This is a genomic window from Micromonospora sp. C31 (genome assembly GCF_018070575.1).
GTDB lineage: Bacteria > Actinomycetota > Actinomycetes > Mycobacteriales > Micromonosporaceae > Micromonospora.
Genome location: NZ_JAGPXN010000011.1, coordinates 190,797 through 204,124 on the forward strand (window position 1 = coordinate 190,797; position 13,328 = coordinate 204,124).

A 13,328-nucleotide genomic window follows, 5' to 3' on the forward strand; every position below is an offset into this window, starting at 1 on the left:
CTGCGGGCCGTCATCCGCAAGGAGGATAGTCCCCGGCAGGTGGCTGCGCCGCGTGGGGTGGTCGGGTAGCCTGCCGCACCCCGGCGCGGAGGCCCCGGCGTCACAACGGGCCGAGCAGCAGCCGGTAGTGCTCGCCGAAGATCCGTCCGCCACGTCCGCGCAGCAACGGGTCGCGCAGGGCCGGCGGCACGTCCCGGGTCCGGTTGCGGTCCCGGGTCCGGTCCCGCACCCATCGCGTACGGGGGCGACGACGACTCTCGTACGCCGCCAGGGCCGCCTCCACGTCGTTCCCGGCCGCCCGGAGGGACTCGGCGAGCACCACGGCGTCCTCCAACGCCATCGCCGCGCCCTGGGACAGCGTCGGCGCGGTGGCGTGCGCGGCGTCCCCGACGAGCAGCACCCGCCCCCGGGACCAGCACCCCAGCTCCACCTCCTCGGTGACCCCGACGTGCACCCCGTCCAGCACCTCGAGCACGGCGGGCACCGGTCCGCCGTAGCCGCCGAAGAGCTCGCGCAGCCGGCCCGCCGGGTCGGCCGGCGCGGTGGTGCCGGCCTCGTCGGCGTAGCAGTGCAGCCGTCCGGCGCCGATCGGCACGACCAGGAAGCCGGCGCGCTGGCCCAGCAGGGCGGTCCACTCCGCGACCGGGGGTCCGTCGCGCACGACGGCGCGGTAGACGACCTGGCCGGCGGGTCGGGGCGGGCCCCCGAGCGCGGCCAGGGCCCGGATCGAGGAGCGCGGGCCGTCCGCGCCCACGACGAGGTCGTACTCGGCGGTGGTGCCGTCGACGAAGGTGACGCCGACGGAGCGTGGCAGCAGGTCGACGGTGCGTACCTCGGTGTCGTGCCGGACGGCGCCGCCCGCACCGGTGAGCAGCACCCGGTGCAGCTCCGTCCGGGGCAGCGCCCGGCACTCGCCGACGCCGGACCAGAGGGCGTCGAGGTCCACCTCGCACAGCGGCATCCCGGCCGCGTCGAGGAAACGCTGCCGGTGGACGACGTGCCCGAGCGGGCGCACGGGGCCGTCGAGGTCGAGCCGGCACAGCGCCCGGGCCGCGTTGCCGGGTAGGTAGAGGCCGGTCTCGGCGTGCTCGCCCGGGGGCAGTCTCTCGGTGACGTCGGGCCGGAAGCCCGCCATCCGCAGCGCCCGGGCCACGGCCAGGCCGGCGATGCCCGCGCCGACGACGAGGATGCGCAGGGGAGAGCCACCCATGGTGGTGTACGCCTCCGGGGGGGGGTCGGCACGCGTTGGAGGCAAGACACTACTCGGCGCAATCGGCACACACCAGAGTCAATCGTCCCAGAGGAAACGTTCCTCGGCGGTGGCCGCCGCTGCTTCGGAGGACCGCCTGCCGGCTGACCGGCCCGGGCGTGACAAACCTCACTTACCTCTCCAATACCCCGACCCCGTTGCGCTGCTGTTTCAGAGATGTAAATGTGTCGAAGACAATTGGGAGCGCTCCCGCGCCTCCGGCCGACTCCGTCCGGCCTCCCGCGCCGAAGCCGAAGGAGCATCATGAAACGTCCACTCCGGGCCCTCGCGGCAGCCGCGCTGCTCGCCACCGGCTCGATCGTCGCCGTGGCCCTCGGCGGCACCGCCAGCGCCGACACCCAGATCTGCGAGCAGTACGGCTCCACCACCATCCAGGGCCGCTACGTGGTGCAGAACAACCGCTGGGGCACCACCGCCCAGCAGTGCATCAACGTCACCGACAGCGGCTTCGAGATCACCACCCAGAACGGCAGCAGCCCGACCAACGGCGCGCCGACGGCGTACCCGTCGATCTTCCTCGGCTGCCACTACACCAACTGCTCCCCCGGCACCAACCTGCCGATCCAGGTCAGCCAGATCAGCAGCGCCACGAGCAACATCTCCTACCGGTACGTCAGCAACGCGATCTACAACGCCTCGTACGACATCTGGCTGGACCCGTCGCCGAAACGCGACGGGGTGAACCAGATGGAGATCATGATCTGGCTCAACCGGCAGGGCCCGATCCAGCCCATCGGCTCCCCGGTCGGCACCGCCACCATCGACGGTCGGAGCTGGGAGGTCTGGCGGGGCAACAACGGTGGCAACAACGTGATCTCGTACCTGGCGCCGTCGGCGATCAGCAGCGCGAACCTCAACCTGCTGGCGTTCGTCAACGACACCCGCAACCGGGGCGCGATCACCAGCTCCTGGTACCTGACCAGCATCCAGGCCGGCTTCGAGCCGTGGCAGGGCGGCGCCGGCCTCGCCGTGACGTCGTTCTCCGCCGCCGTCAACGGTGGTGGCAACCCGCCGCCCACGACCGCCCCGCCCACCACGCCCCCGCCGACCACCCCGCCGCCGGGCGGCTCGGGCTGCGCGGTGAAGTACACGCCGAACTCCTGGAACAACGGGTTCACCGCCGACGTGCAGATCACCAACACCGGGACGAGCACGATCAACGGCTGGACGCTGAACTACAACCTGCCCGCCGGGCAGCGGGTCACCAGCGCGTGGAACGCCACGGTGAGCCAGAGCGGCTCGGCGGTGACCGCGCGGAACATCAGCTGGAACGGCTCGCTCGCCCCGGGCGGCACGGCCAGCTTCGGCTACCAGGGAACGCTGAGCGGGGCGTACTCGTCCCCGACGAGCTTCTCCCTCAACGGGGTCACCTGCGCACGCGCCTGAGGACGACACGGTGCGGGGGGCGCAGCCTGCCGGCTGCGCCCCCCCCCCCACCACTTCGGGCACGGACGTACCCGGAGGGCCAGCTCACGTACGGCGGCTCCGGGGACGGAACCGCCGTACGCGACGAGCCGTCGGCCGGCTCAGACCCGGGTGAGCCGGACGGCGTCGGCGATGACCAGGCCGGCGGCGGAGCTCCACCGGCTGACCGCGACCCGGTTGGCGTCCCCGGCCGGCAACGTGAAGGTGCCGAGGCTGCGCCACTGCCCCCCGGTGACCCGCTGGTCGACGATGATCGTCCGGTTCCCGGTCGTGGTGGACACGATGTACGGCGTGGCGGAGTTGTAGCCGCTGACGGCCGGCCACCACGCGTCGACCCGGTAGTTCGCCGTCGCCGGGACGTTGAACTTGTACCAGGCGGCGTCGCTGGCGGCGACCGGGTTCGCGAAGCGGTAGTTGACCCCGTAGCGCTGGGCCGAATACGACGAGGTGCCCCAGTTGGCGCTGGCGGTGAAGCGGCCGGCCGTGGAGTTGTCCACCACGGAGCTCCAGGTGCTGCCGCCCGCCATCTTCGCGGCGACGTCCGAGCGCATCTTGTTCAGGTCGATGAAGGACGGGTCGATCTTGCCCGTGGTGCTGGTCTCCCGGTGGCCCCGGGCGTAGCTGGCGTCCTTGCCCAGCCGCTTGAGCACGGCGGCGGTGGCGGCGATCGACGCGTTGTACTGCGCCGCCGTCATCTCCTGGTTGACGCCGTTGTAGTCGATCTCCCAGCCGATCATCAGCGTGTTGCCGTCGCCGGAGGGGATCGGCCCGCTGCCCCGGCTGACGCCCGCGTGGTTGCAACGGCCGGCGGAGATGACGTGGAAGACGCCGTGGTAGTCGACGAGGGCCTGGCAGAGCGGACCGGGCAGGTCGGAGCGGCCGTTGATGCAGATGTTGAGCGCCGGGTGCGGGTTGCTGGCGCTGGACGTGGCGGCGGTGTGGTGCCAGAGCACGCCGATCGGGCTGAACGAACCGGGACGCATGCGGTTGACCCAGTCACCATGGGTGACGACCTGAACGCCCGCCCCCCGCAGGACGTCCACCAGCCAGGGAATCGTGGCCATCAGGACTCCCCGAGCAGATCGGCGAGGCACTCGGCCTTCGGCGCGGCGAGCGGCGCGGCGCTCGCCGCGGCCGGCTTGGCGGCTACGGCCACCGCGGTGGCCACCAGGGCCGACATGCCCAGCACGCCACGGCGTGGCAGACGGGCGGGTTCGGACGCGTTCATGGCGCTCCTTCAGACAAGGGCGGAGGGGTTCCGACTCATCGATGAACTGGTGACGGGCACCGTATATCGTCACGAGCATCTATGTCGATACCCTTCATCGCCCCTATTCAGGCTGAAGGAATTTGGCAACGGCGGTCCGGGTCCGGCGCCCCCGGGCCCGGTCACGATCCGGGGGGCCGGAAGGGGTTCGTCAGGGGTTGCCGAGAGCGTCGATGTCGCGCATCTCCTCGGCGGTCAGCGAGAAGTCGAAGACGTCGGCGTTGGCCCGGATCCGCTCCGGGGTCACCGACTTGGGGATGACCACGATCTCGTGGTCGATGTGCCAGCGGAGCACCACCTGGGCCGGGGAGACGTCGTGCGCGGCGGCGATACGGGTCAGCACCGGGTCGGCGAGGTCGCTGGTCTTGAACGGGCTGTACCCCTCCAGCACCACCCCACGGTCCCGGTGCTCCCGGTGCCGCTGCCGGTCGTACAACGAAGGGCTCCACCGGATCTGGTTGACGGCCGGGTTCTCCTCGGTCGCCTGGATCAGCTCGTCGATCTGCCCGGTGCCGTAGTTGCTCACCCCCACGGCGCGCGCGAGCCCCTCGTCCCGGGCGGCGAGCATCTCCCGCCAGACGGGGATGCTGTCCGCGGGGTTCGCCGGCGGCCAGTGGACCAGCCACAGGTCGACGTGGTCGATGCCGAGCGCGGCCAGGCTCGCCTCGATCGTCTCCCGCTCCCGCCCGACCCGGTCCGGCGGCAGCTTGGTGGTGACGAAGACGTCCTCGCGGCGCAGCCCGCTCTCGCGCACGGCCCGGCCGACCTCCTCCTCGTTGCCGTACATCGTGGCGGTGTCGATGTGCCGGTAGCCGGCGTCGAGCGCGGCGAGCACCGCGTCGTGGCCGGCCTCGCCGGTGGCCTGCCAGGTGCCGAAGCCCAGCAGGGGCATCCGCACCTCGCCGGGGAGCGTGACGGTGGGCTGGTCGTCGTGGTCCATGCCCCGGGTCTTACCCGTGCTGCACCACCCCATGCCCGCCGAACCGGACACGCGGGCGCCCGGCGGACCGGCGCGGATTGCCGGAGAATGCGGATGTGGCTGACCCGCTGGAGGAGTACCGGCGCAAACGGGACGCGGCACGCACCCCGGAGCCGGTGCCGCGGCGACCCCCGCGACGCGAGCGGCCCGCCGACGGCACGGCCCGGTTCGTCATCCAGCAGCACCACGCCCGGAGCCTGCACTGGGACCTGCGGCTGGAGCACGAGGGGGTGCTGGCCTCCTGGGCGGTGCCGCGCGGGTTGCCCCGCGACACCGGCCGCAACCACCTCGCGGTGCACACCGAGGACCACCCGATGGAATACCTCGACTTCCACGGCGAGATCCCGGCCGGCGAGTACGGCGGCGGACGGATGACCGTCCACGACCGGGGCACCTACCGCTGCGAGAAGTGGCGCGACGACGAGGTGGTCGTGGTGCTCGACGGCGAGCGCACCTCGGGGCGGTACGTCCTCTTCGCCACCGGCGGCAAGGGCGGCCGGGACTGGATGGTCCGCCGTACGGACCCGCCGCCGGAGGGCTGGACGGGCATGCCGGAGCTGCTCCGCCCGATGCACCCCACCCCGGCGGCGAAGCTGCCGGCGGACGAGGCGGAGTGGGGCTACGAGCTGCGCTGGGACGGGGTGCGCGCCGTCGCGTACGTCTCGGGCGGGCGGCTGCGGCTGCTCGCCGAGGACGACGAGGACGTCTCCGGGGCGTACCCCTGGCTGCGGGAGCTGGCCGAGGAGCTGGCGCCCACGGAGGTCGTGCTGGACGGCGTCCTGGTGCGCATCGACACCGCCCGGCGGGTACGGCCGGCGCGCGGCGGACGCCGCACCCCCGACGCCCAGTACCTGATCTTCGACCTGCTCTGGATGGAGGGTCTGACCAGCGTCGACCTGCCGTACGCGCAACGCCGCGAGCTGCTCGACGCGCTGGCGCTCGCCGGCGGTCACTGGCAGACTCCGCCCTGGTTCCCCGGCGCCGGCCGGGAGGCGCTGCGGACCGGGCGGGAGCAGGGGCTGCCCGGCGTGGTGGCGAAGCGCCTGGACTCGGCCTACGAGCCGGGCCGGCGCAGCCGGCGCTGGCTGAGCATCGACGCGAGCCGAGACCCGAGCTGAGACGGCGAGGAGCATCGTGTACCTGACGCACCTTGAGTGCCCGCGCTGCGGGCGGGAGCATGACGCCGGCCAGCCGACCAACCTCTGCGGCTGCGGGTCCCCGCTGCTGGCCCGCTACGACCTGGCGGCGGTGGCGGAGGTGCTCACCCCGGAACGGTTCCCGCTGCGCCCGGCCGACCTGTGGCGCTACCGCGAGCTGCTGCCGGTGGCCGACCCCCGGCACGAGACCACGCTGGGCGAGGGCTGGACGCCCCTGCTGCGCGCCCCGGCCTACGGCGCGGAGATCGGCATCGCGGACCTCATGGTCAAGGACGAGGGGTTGACCCCGACCGGCTCCTTCAAGGCGCGCGGCGCGGCGGTCGGCGTCAGTCGGGCCCGCGAGCTGGGCGTACGGCACATCGCGATGCCCACCAACGGCAACGCGGGCGCGGCCTGGGCCACCTACGCCGCGCGGGCCGGGCTGGGCGCGACCATCGTCATGCCGCTGGACGCCCCCGCCATCTGCCGCCGCGAGTGCGTGGCCGCCGGGGCCGACCTGCGCCTGGTCGACGGGCTGATCAGCGACGCGGGCCGGCTGGTCGCGGGGCTGGTCGCCGACTCCGGCGGCGCGATCTTCGACGCCGGCACGCTGCGGGAGCCGTACCGGCTCGAGGGCAAGAAGACGATGGGGTACGAGATCGTCGAGCAGCTCGGCTGGCAGGTGCCGGACGTGATCATCTATCCCACCGGCGGTGGGGTCGGCCTGATCGGCATCCAGAAGGCGCTGCACGAGCTGCGGGAGCTGGGCTGGATCGAGGACAGGCTGCCCCGCCTGGTCGCGGTGCAGTCGACGGGGTGCGCGCCGATCGTGCGTGCCTTCGCCGCCGGTGAGCAGCGGGCGCGGCCCTGGGCCGACGCGCACACCGTGGCGTTCGGCATCACCGTGCCGGCCCCGCTCGGCGACGAGCTGATCCTCGACGCGCTGCGCGACAGCGCCGGCACCGCGATCGCCGTGGACGACGCCGAGATCCTCGCCGACCTGCGGGACTTCGCCGCCCGCGAAGGGCTGCTGCTCTGCCCGGAGGGGGCCGCCTGCCTGACCGCCGCCCGGCACCTGCGCGCCGGCGGGTGGATCCGGGCCGGCGAACGCGTGGTGGTGCTCAACACCGGGGCGGGCGTGAAGTACCCCGAGACGGTGGACGTCGCCGACGTGCCGGTGCTGCCCGCCTGAGGTGTAAGGAAGGGCCCCTTCCTATACACATCGCGATAGTAGGGGGCCCTTCCTTACACCCGCCGTCACTCGGTGTCGGGGTCGGTCAGCCGCCAGGCGGCGCTCACCAGGCCGATGTGCGACAGCGCCTGCGGGGTGTTGCCGAGCTGCGCGCCGGTGCGCGGGTCGATCTGTTCGCTGAACAGGCCGACGTCGTTCGCGTGCCCGAGCAGCCGCTCGAAGAGCGCCTCGGCCCGTTGCCGCTCACCGGCCATCGCGAGGCACTCCACCAGCCAGAACGAGCAGGGCAGGAAGCCCGCCGGGTCGGTGTCCCAGCGGCGGAGGAGACCGTTGCCGGCGCCCAGTTCGCGCTCGACCGCCGCGATGGTGGCGCGGATCCGCGGATCGGTCGCCGGCAGGAACCCCACCAGCGGCAGCAGCAGCACGGAGGCGTCCAGGTCCGGCGAGCCGAACGCGCCGCCGAACGTGCCGGTCCGCTCGTGCCAGCCGTCGCGCAGCACCACGGCCCGCACCTCGTCGCGGATCGCCGCCCAACGCCGGGGGTCGGCCCGCTCGCCGAGCCGGGGCGCGAGCGTCACCGCCCGGTCCAGCGCCACCCAGCAGAGCACCTTCGACGTCAGGTAGTGCCGGTCGGCGTCCCGGGTCTCCCAGATGCCCCGGTCGGGCTGGTGCCAGGTGGCGGCCACCTGCTCGGTCAGGCCGAGCACCATCTCGCGCAGCTCCTCGTCGAACGCCTCCCCCAGGTGGTCGCGCAGTTGCCAGACCGCCGAGATCACCTCCCCCGGCACGTCGAGCTGGCGTTGCCGCCAGGCGTCGTTGCCGACCCGCACCGGCAGGCTGCCGGCGTAGCCGCGCAGGTGGGCCAACTCGTACTCGGAGACGTCGCGCTCCCCCTCCAGGCCGAAGAGCACCGGCACGGGCTCGGGGCCGACCCGGCCCATCGAGCGGGCCGCCCAGGCGAAGAGCCGGGACGCCTCGGCGGGGCAGGCCGCCACCCAGAGGGCACGCAGGGTCATCGCGAAGTCGCGCAACCAGGAGTAGCGGTAGTCGTAGTTGCGGTCGCCGCCGACGCGTTCCGGCAGCGACGTGGTCAGGGCCGCGGCCACCGCGCCGCTGCGGGCGTACGTGAGGCCGGTGAGCACGGTCGCGCTGCGCCGGACCTGCTCCGCGTAGCGGCCGTCGTAGTGGTGCGACTCCCGGTACGCCTGCCAGGCCTGCACCGTCTCGGCGAGCGCGACCGCCGGCTCCAGCCGGACCGGCGCCGGCCCGTACGCCTGCCCGTACGCGACGTCGAAGCCGATCACCTGCCCGGCGGCGACCTCGAACTCCTGCCGTACCCGGTCAAAGTCGACGTGCGGCGGGATCCCGCCGGTGCGCAGGGTCAGCACCACCGGGCCGGCCGCGGCCAGCACCCCGCCGTCGGGCTGCTCGTGCAGGTACGGGGTGAGCAGGCCGTACTCCGGGCGGGGGCGGAAGTCGAGCGACATCCGCACCCGCCCGGTCAGTCCCTCGACGACCCGCAGCAGCACGGCCGGGGAATTCATCCCCAGTTCGTGGCCGCGGGCGCCGAACTCGGCGGCGAGCGCGTCGGTGACCACGACGCTCCCCTCCGGCGTGTGGTGCACCGTGCGCAGCACCAGCGTGTCGGCCACGTACGCCCGCTCCACCCGGTGCCCGGGAAGCCCGGCGGCGGTCGGCGCCAGCCGCCAGTGGCCGGCGTCCGGGTCGAGGAGACGGCCGAAGACCGACGGGGAGTCGAACCGGTCCGGGCACCACCAGTCGATCGAGCCGTCCCGACCGACCAGGGCGCCCGACCGGCAGTCGGAGAGGAACCCGTAGTCGGAGATCGTCAGCTGCTCCACCCGCTGCGGGTACCCCGATCCGGCCACGTCAGGCGACACCGGCGCGGTCAGGAGGTGGGCGGCTCGTCCTCGCCGGCGGCCTCCGCCGCGTCGGCCTCCTCCCTGGTGCGGTGCACCGCCTGGTCGGCGTGCTCGGGCGGGCCGTAGACGGTGTAGAGCACCAGCGGGTTGGGGCCGGTGTTGACGAAGTTGTGCTTCGTGCCGGCCGGCACCACCACCAGGTCGCCCTGCACGACCTCGCGCTTCTCCCCCGCCACCCGGGCCTCTCCGGTGCCGCTGACGAAGGTCAGGATCTGGTCGATGCCCTCGTGGACCTCCTCGCCGATCTCACCACCCGGTGGAATCGTCATGATCACCAACTGGGTGTGCTCACCGGTCCACAGCACCCGCCGGAAGTCCGGGCTCTTCTCGGCGACGGTCGCGATCGTGAAATGCTCCATGCCGACGCACATACCCGCTGCGGCCCGATGCCACGCCGTGACTCGCAAATGGTGGAATCCGCCACCTGTCCGAGGTTTCGATCCCGGGTGGACGGGGATCGAGAGAGTAGCCGGCGCACGGTGGCCGGCCGAGCCAGGTCCCCGCTGGCGTACCGCCGTACGGCTGCGGTGGTGGGAGACGGCCAGAGCGCGGCGACGTTCCGATCCACGGGATCCGAACGGCGCCGCGCGCTCGTGTCCGGCCCGGACACGTCAGCCGGCACCGCCGGGTGGCGACGCCCGAGCGCCGGGCGGGCGTGGGAACGGTCAGTCGTCGTCCTCGGCCGACACCGGCTCCACACCCACGCAGCGCAGCTTCAGCTCGAACTCTCCGGAGGGGCCCACGAACGTCACCTCCACGTCGTCGTCCGGCCCCGGCTCCGCCTCCGTGACCCGGTAGCCCGGGACGGGCGTCCAGGAGACCAGCCGCACCCCGCCCGGCCCGCACTCGGCCACCGCGCTGCCACCCGTCGTGGTGAAGGCCCGCCGTGCTCCCGCCGGGGACGAGCCGCTCGCCGCCGGCGAAGACGGCCCGCCGGTCCCCGTCACCGCTGGCGAAGACGGCCCGCCAGGCGCCGGGGCGGTGGGCCCGGGGGAGGCCAGGGCGCGCTCGACCTGTTCCTGGCTGAGCACACCGCCCGGGGTGCCCGCGATGCTCTCTCCCACCCACCTGATCGCGGCCATCCCGATCAGCGTGGCGACGGCGGCGGTGGCCAGCCACCCGGCGACGGCGAGTAACGAACGGCGGCGCATCCCCCGAGTCTCCCCGATCAGGAGTTGGGACGAGCCCTGGACAGGGCCGAGGCAGGGTCAAGGTCCACCGCCGACGCGTCCGGTGGCGGTTAGCCTGCCACTGTGGCCCGCCTGCTGCTCATCGAGGACGACCTGACGATCCGTACGCCGCTGCTGCGGGCCCTGCGCGAGCGGGGGCACGCGGTGGCCGCCGCCTCGACGGCGATGACCGGCCTGCGTGACGCGCTCGACGACCGGCCCGACCTGGTGGTGCTGGACCTGGGACTGCCCGACCTGGACGGCCGGGAACTGCTGCGGATGCTCCGCGCGGTCAGCGCCGTGCCGGTCATCGTCGCCACCGCCCGCGACGAGGAGACCGAGATCGTCCGGGTGCTCGACGCCGGGGCGGACGACTACGTGGTGAAGCCCTTCACTGCCGCCCAGCTCGACGCGCGGATCCGGGCGGTCCTGCGGCGCGGAACGGCGGGCACCCCGGGCGAGGACCCCGCGCTGGTGGTGGGCGGGTTGCGGGTCGACCCACGGTCGCGGCAGGTCACCCTGGACGACGCGCCCGTCGAGCTGACCCCGCGCGAGTTCGACCTGCTCCACCACCTCGCGGCCCGGCCCGGCCAGGTGGTCACGAAGCGGGAGCTGCTGGCCGAGGTGTGGCGGGTGCCGTACGGCGGCGCCGACAAGACCGTGGACGTGCACCTGTCCTGGCTGCGCCGCAAGCTCGGCGAGAGCGCGCAGGCGCCCCGCTACCTGCACACCGTGCGGGGCGTCGGGGTGCGGCTCGAGGCGCCGGGGAGCACCCGGTGAGGGCCCGGCTCGCGCTGCTCGTCGCCGCGGTCAGCGTGCTCACCCTGGTCGCCTTCCTGGTGCCGCTGGCGCTGCTGGTGCGTACGGTCGCGGCGGACCGGGCCACCGTACGGGCCACGGCCGACGCACAGAGCCTGGTCACCGTCGTCGGCACCGCCGACACCGCGACGATCCGGCTGACCGTCGAGCAGTTGGCCACCGAGTCCGAGCGGTCGGTCACGGTGTTCCTGCCCGACGGCACCGTGCTGGGCGCCCCGGCCCCGCGTACGCCCGCGGTGGCGCTGGCGGCCCGGGGGCAGAGCCTCACCGCCGAGTCCGGGCGGGGGCGGGAGGTGGTGATCGCCGTGCAGGGCCGCCCGGACGGCACCGGCGTGATCCGCACGGTGGTGCCGCCCGCCGAGCTGACCGCCGGGGTGACCCGGTCCTGGCTGGCCCTGGCCCTGCTCGGCGTGTTGCTGGTGCTGATCGGGCTGGGCGTCGCCGACCGGCTGGCCCGCACCCTGGTCCGGCCGATCGGTGAGCTCTCCGCGGTGTCGCACCGGCTGGCGAACGCGGAGTTGGACGCGCGGGTCACGCCCGCCGGGCCGCCCGAGCTGCGCGAGGTGGCGGGTGCCCTCAACCACCTCGCCGGCCGGATCCAGGTGCTGCTGGTGCAGGAGCGCGAGGAGGTCGCCGACCTCTCGCACCGCCTGCGTACCCCACTGACGGCGCTGCGCCTGGAGGCCGAGTCGCTGCGCGACCCGCAGGACGCGGCCCGGGTCACGGCGGCCGTGGACGGGCTGGAGCGGGCGGTCACCGGCCTGATCCGGCAGGCCCGCTGGCGGGTGCCGACGGCCGGGGCGGCCAGCGCCGACGCGGCGGCCGTGGTGGCCGAGCGGGTGGCGTTCTGGTCGGTGCTGGCCGAGGACACCGGGCGGGCCGTGACGCTCGACCTGGCGCCGGGACCACTGCCGGTGGGCGTGCCCGCCGACGAGCTGACCGCGGCGGTGGACGCCCTGCTCGGCAACGTCTTCGCGCACACCCCGGACGGGACCGCCTTCGTCGTCCGGCTGGCGGCGGAGACGGGCCGGACGGCGCTGACCGTGGCGGACGAGGGGCCGGGGATGCCGGCCGGCACGATCGACCGGGGTGCCAGCACCGCCGGCTCGACCGGCCTGGGCCTGGACATCGCCCGCCGCGCCGCCCAGGCCAGCGGGGGCCGCCTCGTCCTGGGTGCCGCGCCCTCCGGAGGCGCGGAGGTACGCCTCGAACTCGGCCCGCCCCGACCCTGACCCCTCCTTCCCCGTGCCGCCCCGGCGGTCCGTCCCCGGCGGTCCGTCTTCGGCGGGCCGCCCTCGGCGCGCCCCTGACGAGGCTTAACCCGGCCTTAGCGTTCGGGCAGCGTGGCGCTATCCGGGCGGGCGTGATCCTGGGACACGTTGACCGAGGAAGGGTGAGACGAGATGAAGCGCAAGTCCCTGATGCTGGCGTCGCTCGGCGGCGCGGCCGTGCTGGTCGTGACCGGCGCGTCCTTCGGCGTCGCGGCGGCCGACGACGGCGCGGCCCGGGCGACCACCCTGGCCGCCGCCACCACCGCCCCGATCGCTCCGGGCACGCCGAGCGGCACCGGGAGCGGCACCCCGGCGACGAGCGGTGCACCGACCGCCGGCACCCCGGCGGCGCCCGCCAGCCCGTCGGGCAGCGGCACCCCGTCCGGCAGCAGCGCGCCGGCCAGCGGCGGCGACAGGGTGAGCGAGCAGCGGGCCCGCGAGATCGCGCTGGCCCGGGCGGGTGGCGGTGAGGTCGTCGAGATCGAGCGTGAGGACGAGGACGGCCGGGCCGTGTGGAGCGTCGAGATCGTGGCCGGGCAGACCGAGCACGAGATCGACGTGGACCGGGGCGACGGCAGCGTGGTCGAGGCCGAGCAGGAGCCGGTCGACGACGACGATGACGACGACGCGTCGGACGACGACGATGACGACGACGCGTCGGACGACGACTCCGACGACGATGACGACGACTCCGACGACCGCGACGACGACTGACCCGGCGCCCTGCCCGCCGCCGTCCCGATCCTGGGACGGCGGCGTCGTCGTCTCCGCAGACACAGCAGCCCGGGCACCGCCGACCGGGCCCGGTACGCGGATCCGTTGTCCTTCCACGGATTCCGCACGACACCCCCGGGCGG

13 protein-coding genes are annotated in these 13,328 nt (G+C 74.1%); 6 read left to right on the forward strand and 7 right to left on the reverse strand.

Annotated features, from left to right (window positions below; translation table 11 throughout):
• Positions 1 to 100: 100 nt before the first annotated feature.
• Positions 101 to 1,210 carry an FAD-dependent monooxygenase gene (locus tag KBX06_RS16970; protein ID WP_210835893.1) on the reverse strand — a complete coding sequence of 370 codons (1,110 nt, stop codon included), beginning with the start codon at positions 1,208 to 1,210 and terminating at the stop codon, positions 101 to 103.
• A 303-nt stretch (positions 1,211 to 1,513) separates the two neighbouring features.
• On the opposite strand from KBX06_RS16970, the gene KBX06_RS16975 reads away from it, so the two are divergent.
• Positions 1,514 to 2,656: a cellulose binding domain-containing protein gene (locus tag KBX06_RS16975; RefSeq protein ID WP_210835896.1), complete on the forward strand. Its 1,143-nt coding sequence runs from the start codon at positions 1,514 to 1,516 to the stop codon at positions 2,654 to 2,656.
• A gap of 140 nt (positions 2,657 to 2,796) precedes the next feature.
• Here the strand turns inward: KBX06_RS16975 and KBX06_RS16980 are convergent, their stop codons facing one another.
• The 3 genes from KBX06_RS16980 to KBX06_RS16990 all read right to left on the reverse strand — a co-directional run bounded on the left by KBX06_RS16980 (position 2,797) and on the right by KBX06_RS16990 (position 4,902).
• Positions 2,797 to 3,759, reverse strand: a complete 963-nt coding sequence (locus KBX06_RS16980; RefSeq protein ID WP_210835899.1) for an N-acetylmuramoyl-L-alanine amidase — start codon at positions 3,757 to 3,759, stop codon at positions 2,797 to 2,799.
• Complete coding sequence (locus KBX06_RS16985) at positions 3,759 to 3,923, reverse strand: hypothetical protein (protein ID WP_210835902.1); 165 nt, start codon at positions 3,921 to 3,923, stop codon at positions 3,759 to 3,761. The genes KBX06_RS16980 and KBX06_RS16985 overlap by 1 nt, the downstream gene beginning before the upstream one ends.
• A gap of 190 nt (positions 3,924 to 4,113) precedes the next feature.
• Positions 4,114 to 4,902, reverse strand: coding sequence for an aldo/keto reductase (locus KBX06_RS16990; RefSeq protein ID WP_210835904.1), 789 nt, complete (start codon positions 4,900 to 4,902; stop codon positions 4,114 to 4,116).
• Between the two features lie 95 nt (positions 4,903 to 4,997).
• On the opposite strand from KBX06_RS16990, the gene KBX06_RS16995 reads away from it, so the two are divergent.
• Both KBX06_RS16995 and KBX06_RS17000 read left to right on the forward strand, forming a co-directional pair.
• Positions 4,998 to 6,059 (forward strand): DNA polymerase ligase N-terminal domain-containing protein, encoded by a 1,062-nt coding sequence (locus KBX06_RS16995; RefSeq protein WP_210835906.1) that lies wholly within the window; start codon positions 4,998 to 5,000, stop codon positions 6,057 to 6,059.
• A gap of 16 nt (positions 6,060 to 6,075) precedes the next feature.
• Positions 6,076 to 7,269, forward strand: coding sequence for a threonine synthase (locus KBX06_RS17000; protein WP_210835908.1), 1,194 nt, complete (start codon positions 6,076 to 6,078; stop codon positions 7,267 to 7,269).
• A gap of 65 nt (positions 7,270 to 7,334) precedes the next feature.
• Here the strand turns inward: KBX06_RS17000 and KBX06_RS17005 are convergent, their stop codons facing one another.
• The 3 genes from KBX06_RS17005 to KBX06_RS17015 form a co-directional block, all read right to left on the reverse strand.
• A complete protein-coding gene (locus KBX06_RS17005) occupies positions 7,335 to 9,131 on the reverse strand; it encodes a glycoside hydrolase family 15 protein (protein ID WP_210835910.1) in 1,797 nt (598 codons plus the stop codon).
• Between the two features lie 47 nt (positions 9,132 to 9,178).
• The gene (locus tag KBX06_RS17010) at positions 9,179 to 9,571 is read right to left on the reverse strand and encodes a cupin domain-containing protein (RefSeq protein ID WP_247686074.1); all 393 of its coding nucleotides are present in this window, start codon (positions 9,569 to 9,571) and stop codon (positions 9,179 to 9,181) included.
• 306 nt (positions 9,572 to 9,877) lie between these two features.
• Positions 9,878 to 10,363, reverse strand: coding sequence for a septum formation initiator (locus KBX06_RS17015; RefSeq protein ID WP_210835914.1), 486 nt, complete (start codon positions 10,361 to 10,363; stop codon positions 9,878 to 9,880).
• Between the two features lie 102 nt (positions 10,364 to 10,465).
• Here KBX06_RS17015 and KBX06_RS17020 point away from each other — a divergent pair, with 102 nt between their 5' ends.
• The 3 genes from KBX06_RS17020 to KBX06_RS17030 all read left to right on the forward strand — a co-directional run bounded on the left by KBX06_RS17020 (position 10,466) and on the right by KBX06_RS17030 (position 13,185).
• A complete protein-coding gene (locus KBX06_RS17020; protein WP_210835916.1) occupies positions 10,466 to 11,161 on the forward strand; it encodes a response regulator transcription factor in 696 nt (231 codons plus the stop codon).
• Positions 11,158 to 12,432, forward strand: coding sequence for a HAMP domain-containing sensor histidine kinase (locus KBX06_RS17025; RefSeq protein WP_210835918.1), 1,275 nt, complete (start codon positions 11,158 to 11,160; stop codon positions 12,430 to 12,432). The genes KBX06_RS17020 and KBX06_RS17025 overlap by 4 nt, the downstream gene beginning before the upstream one ends.
• A 171-nt stretch (positions 12,433 to 12,603) precedes the next feature.
• Entirely contained in the window at positions 12,604 to 13,185 is a 582-nt protein-coding gene (locus KBX06_RS17030) for a PepSY domain-containing protein (protein WP_210835921.1), read from the forward strand.
• Positions 13,186 to 13,328 lie beyond the last annotated feature (143 nt).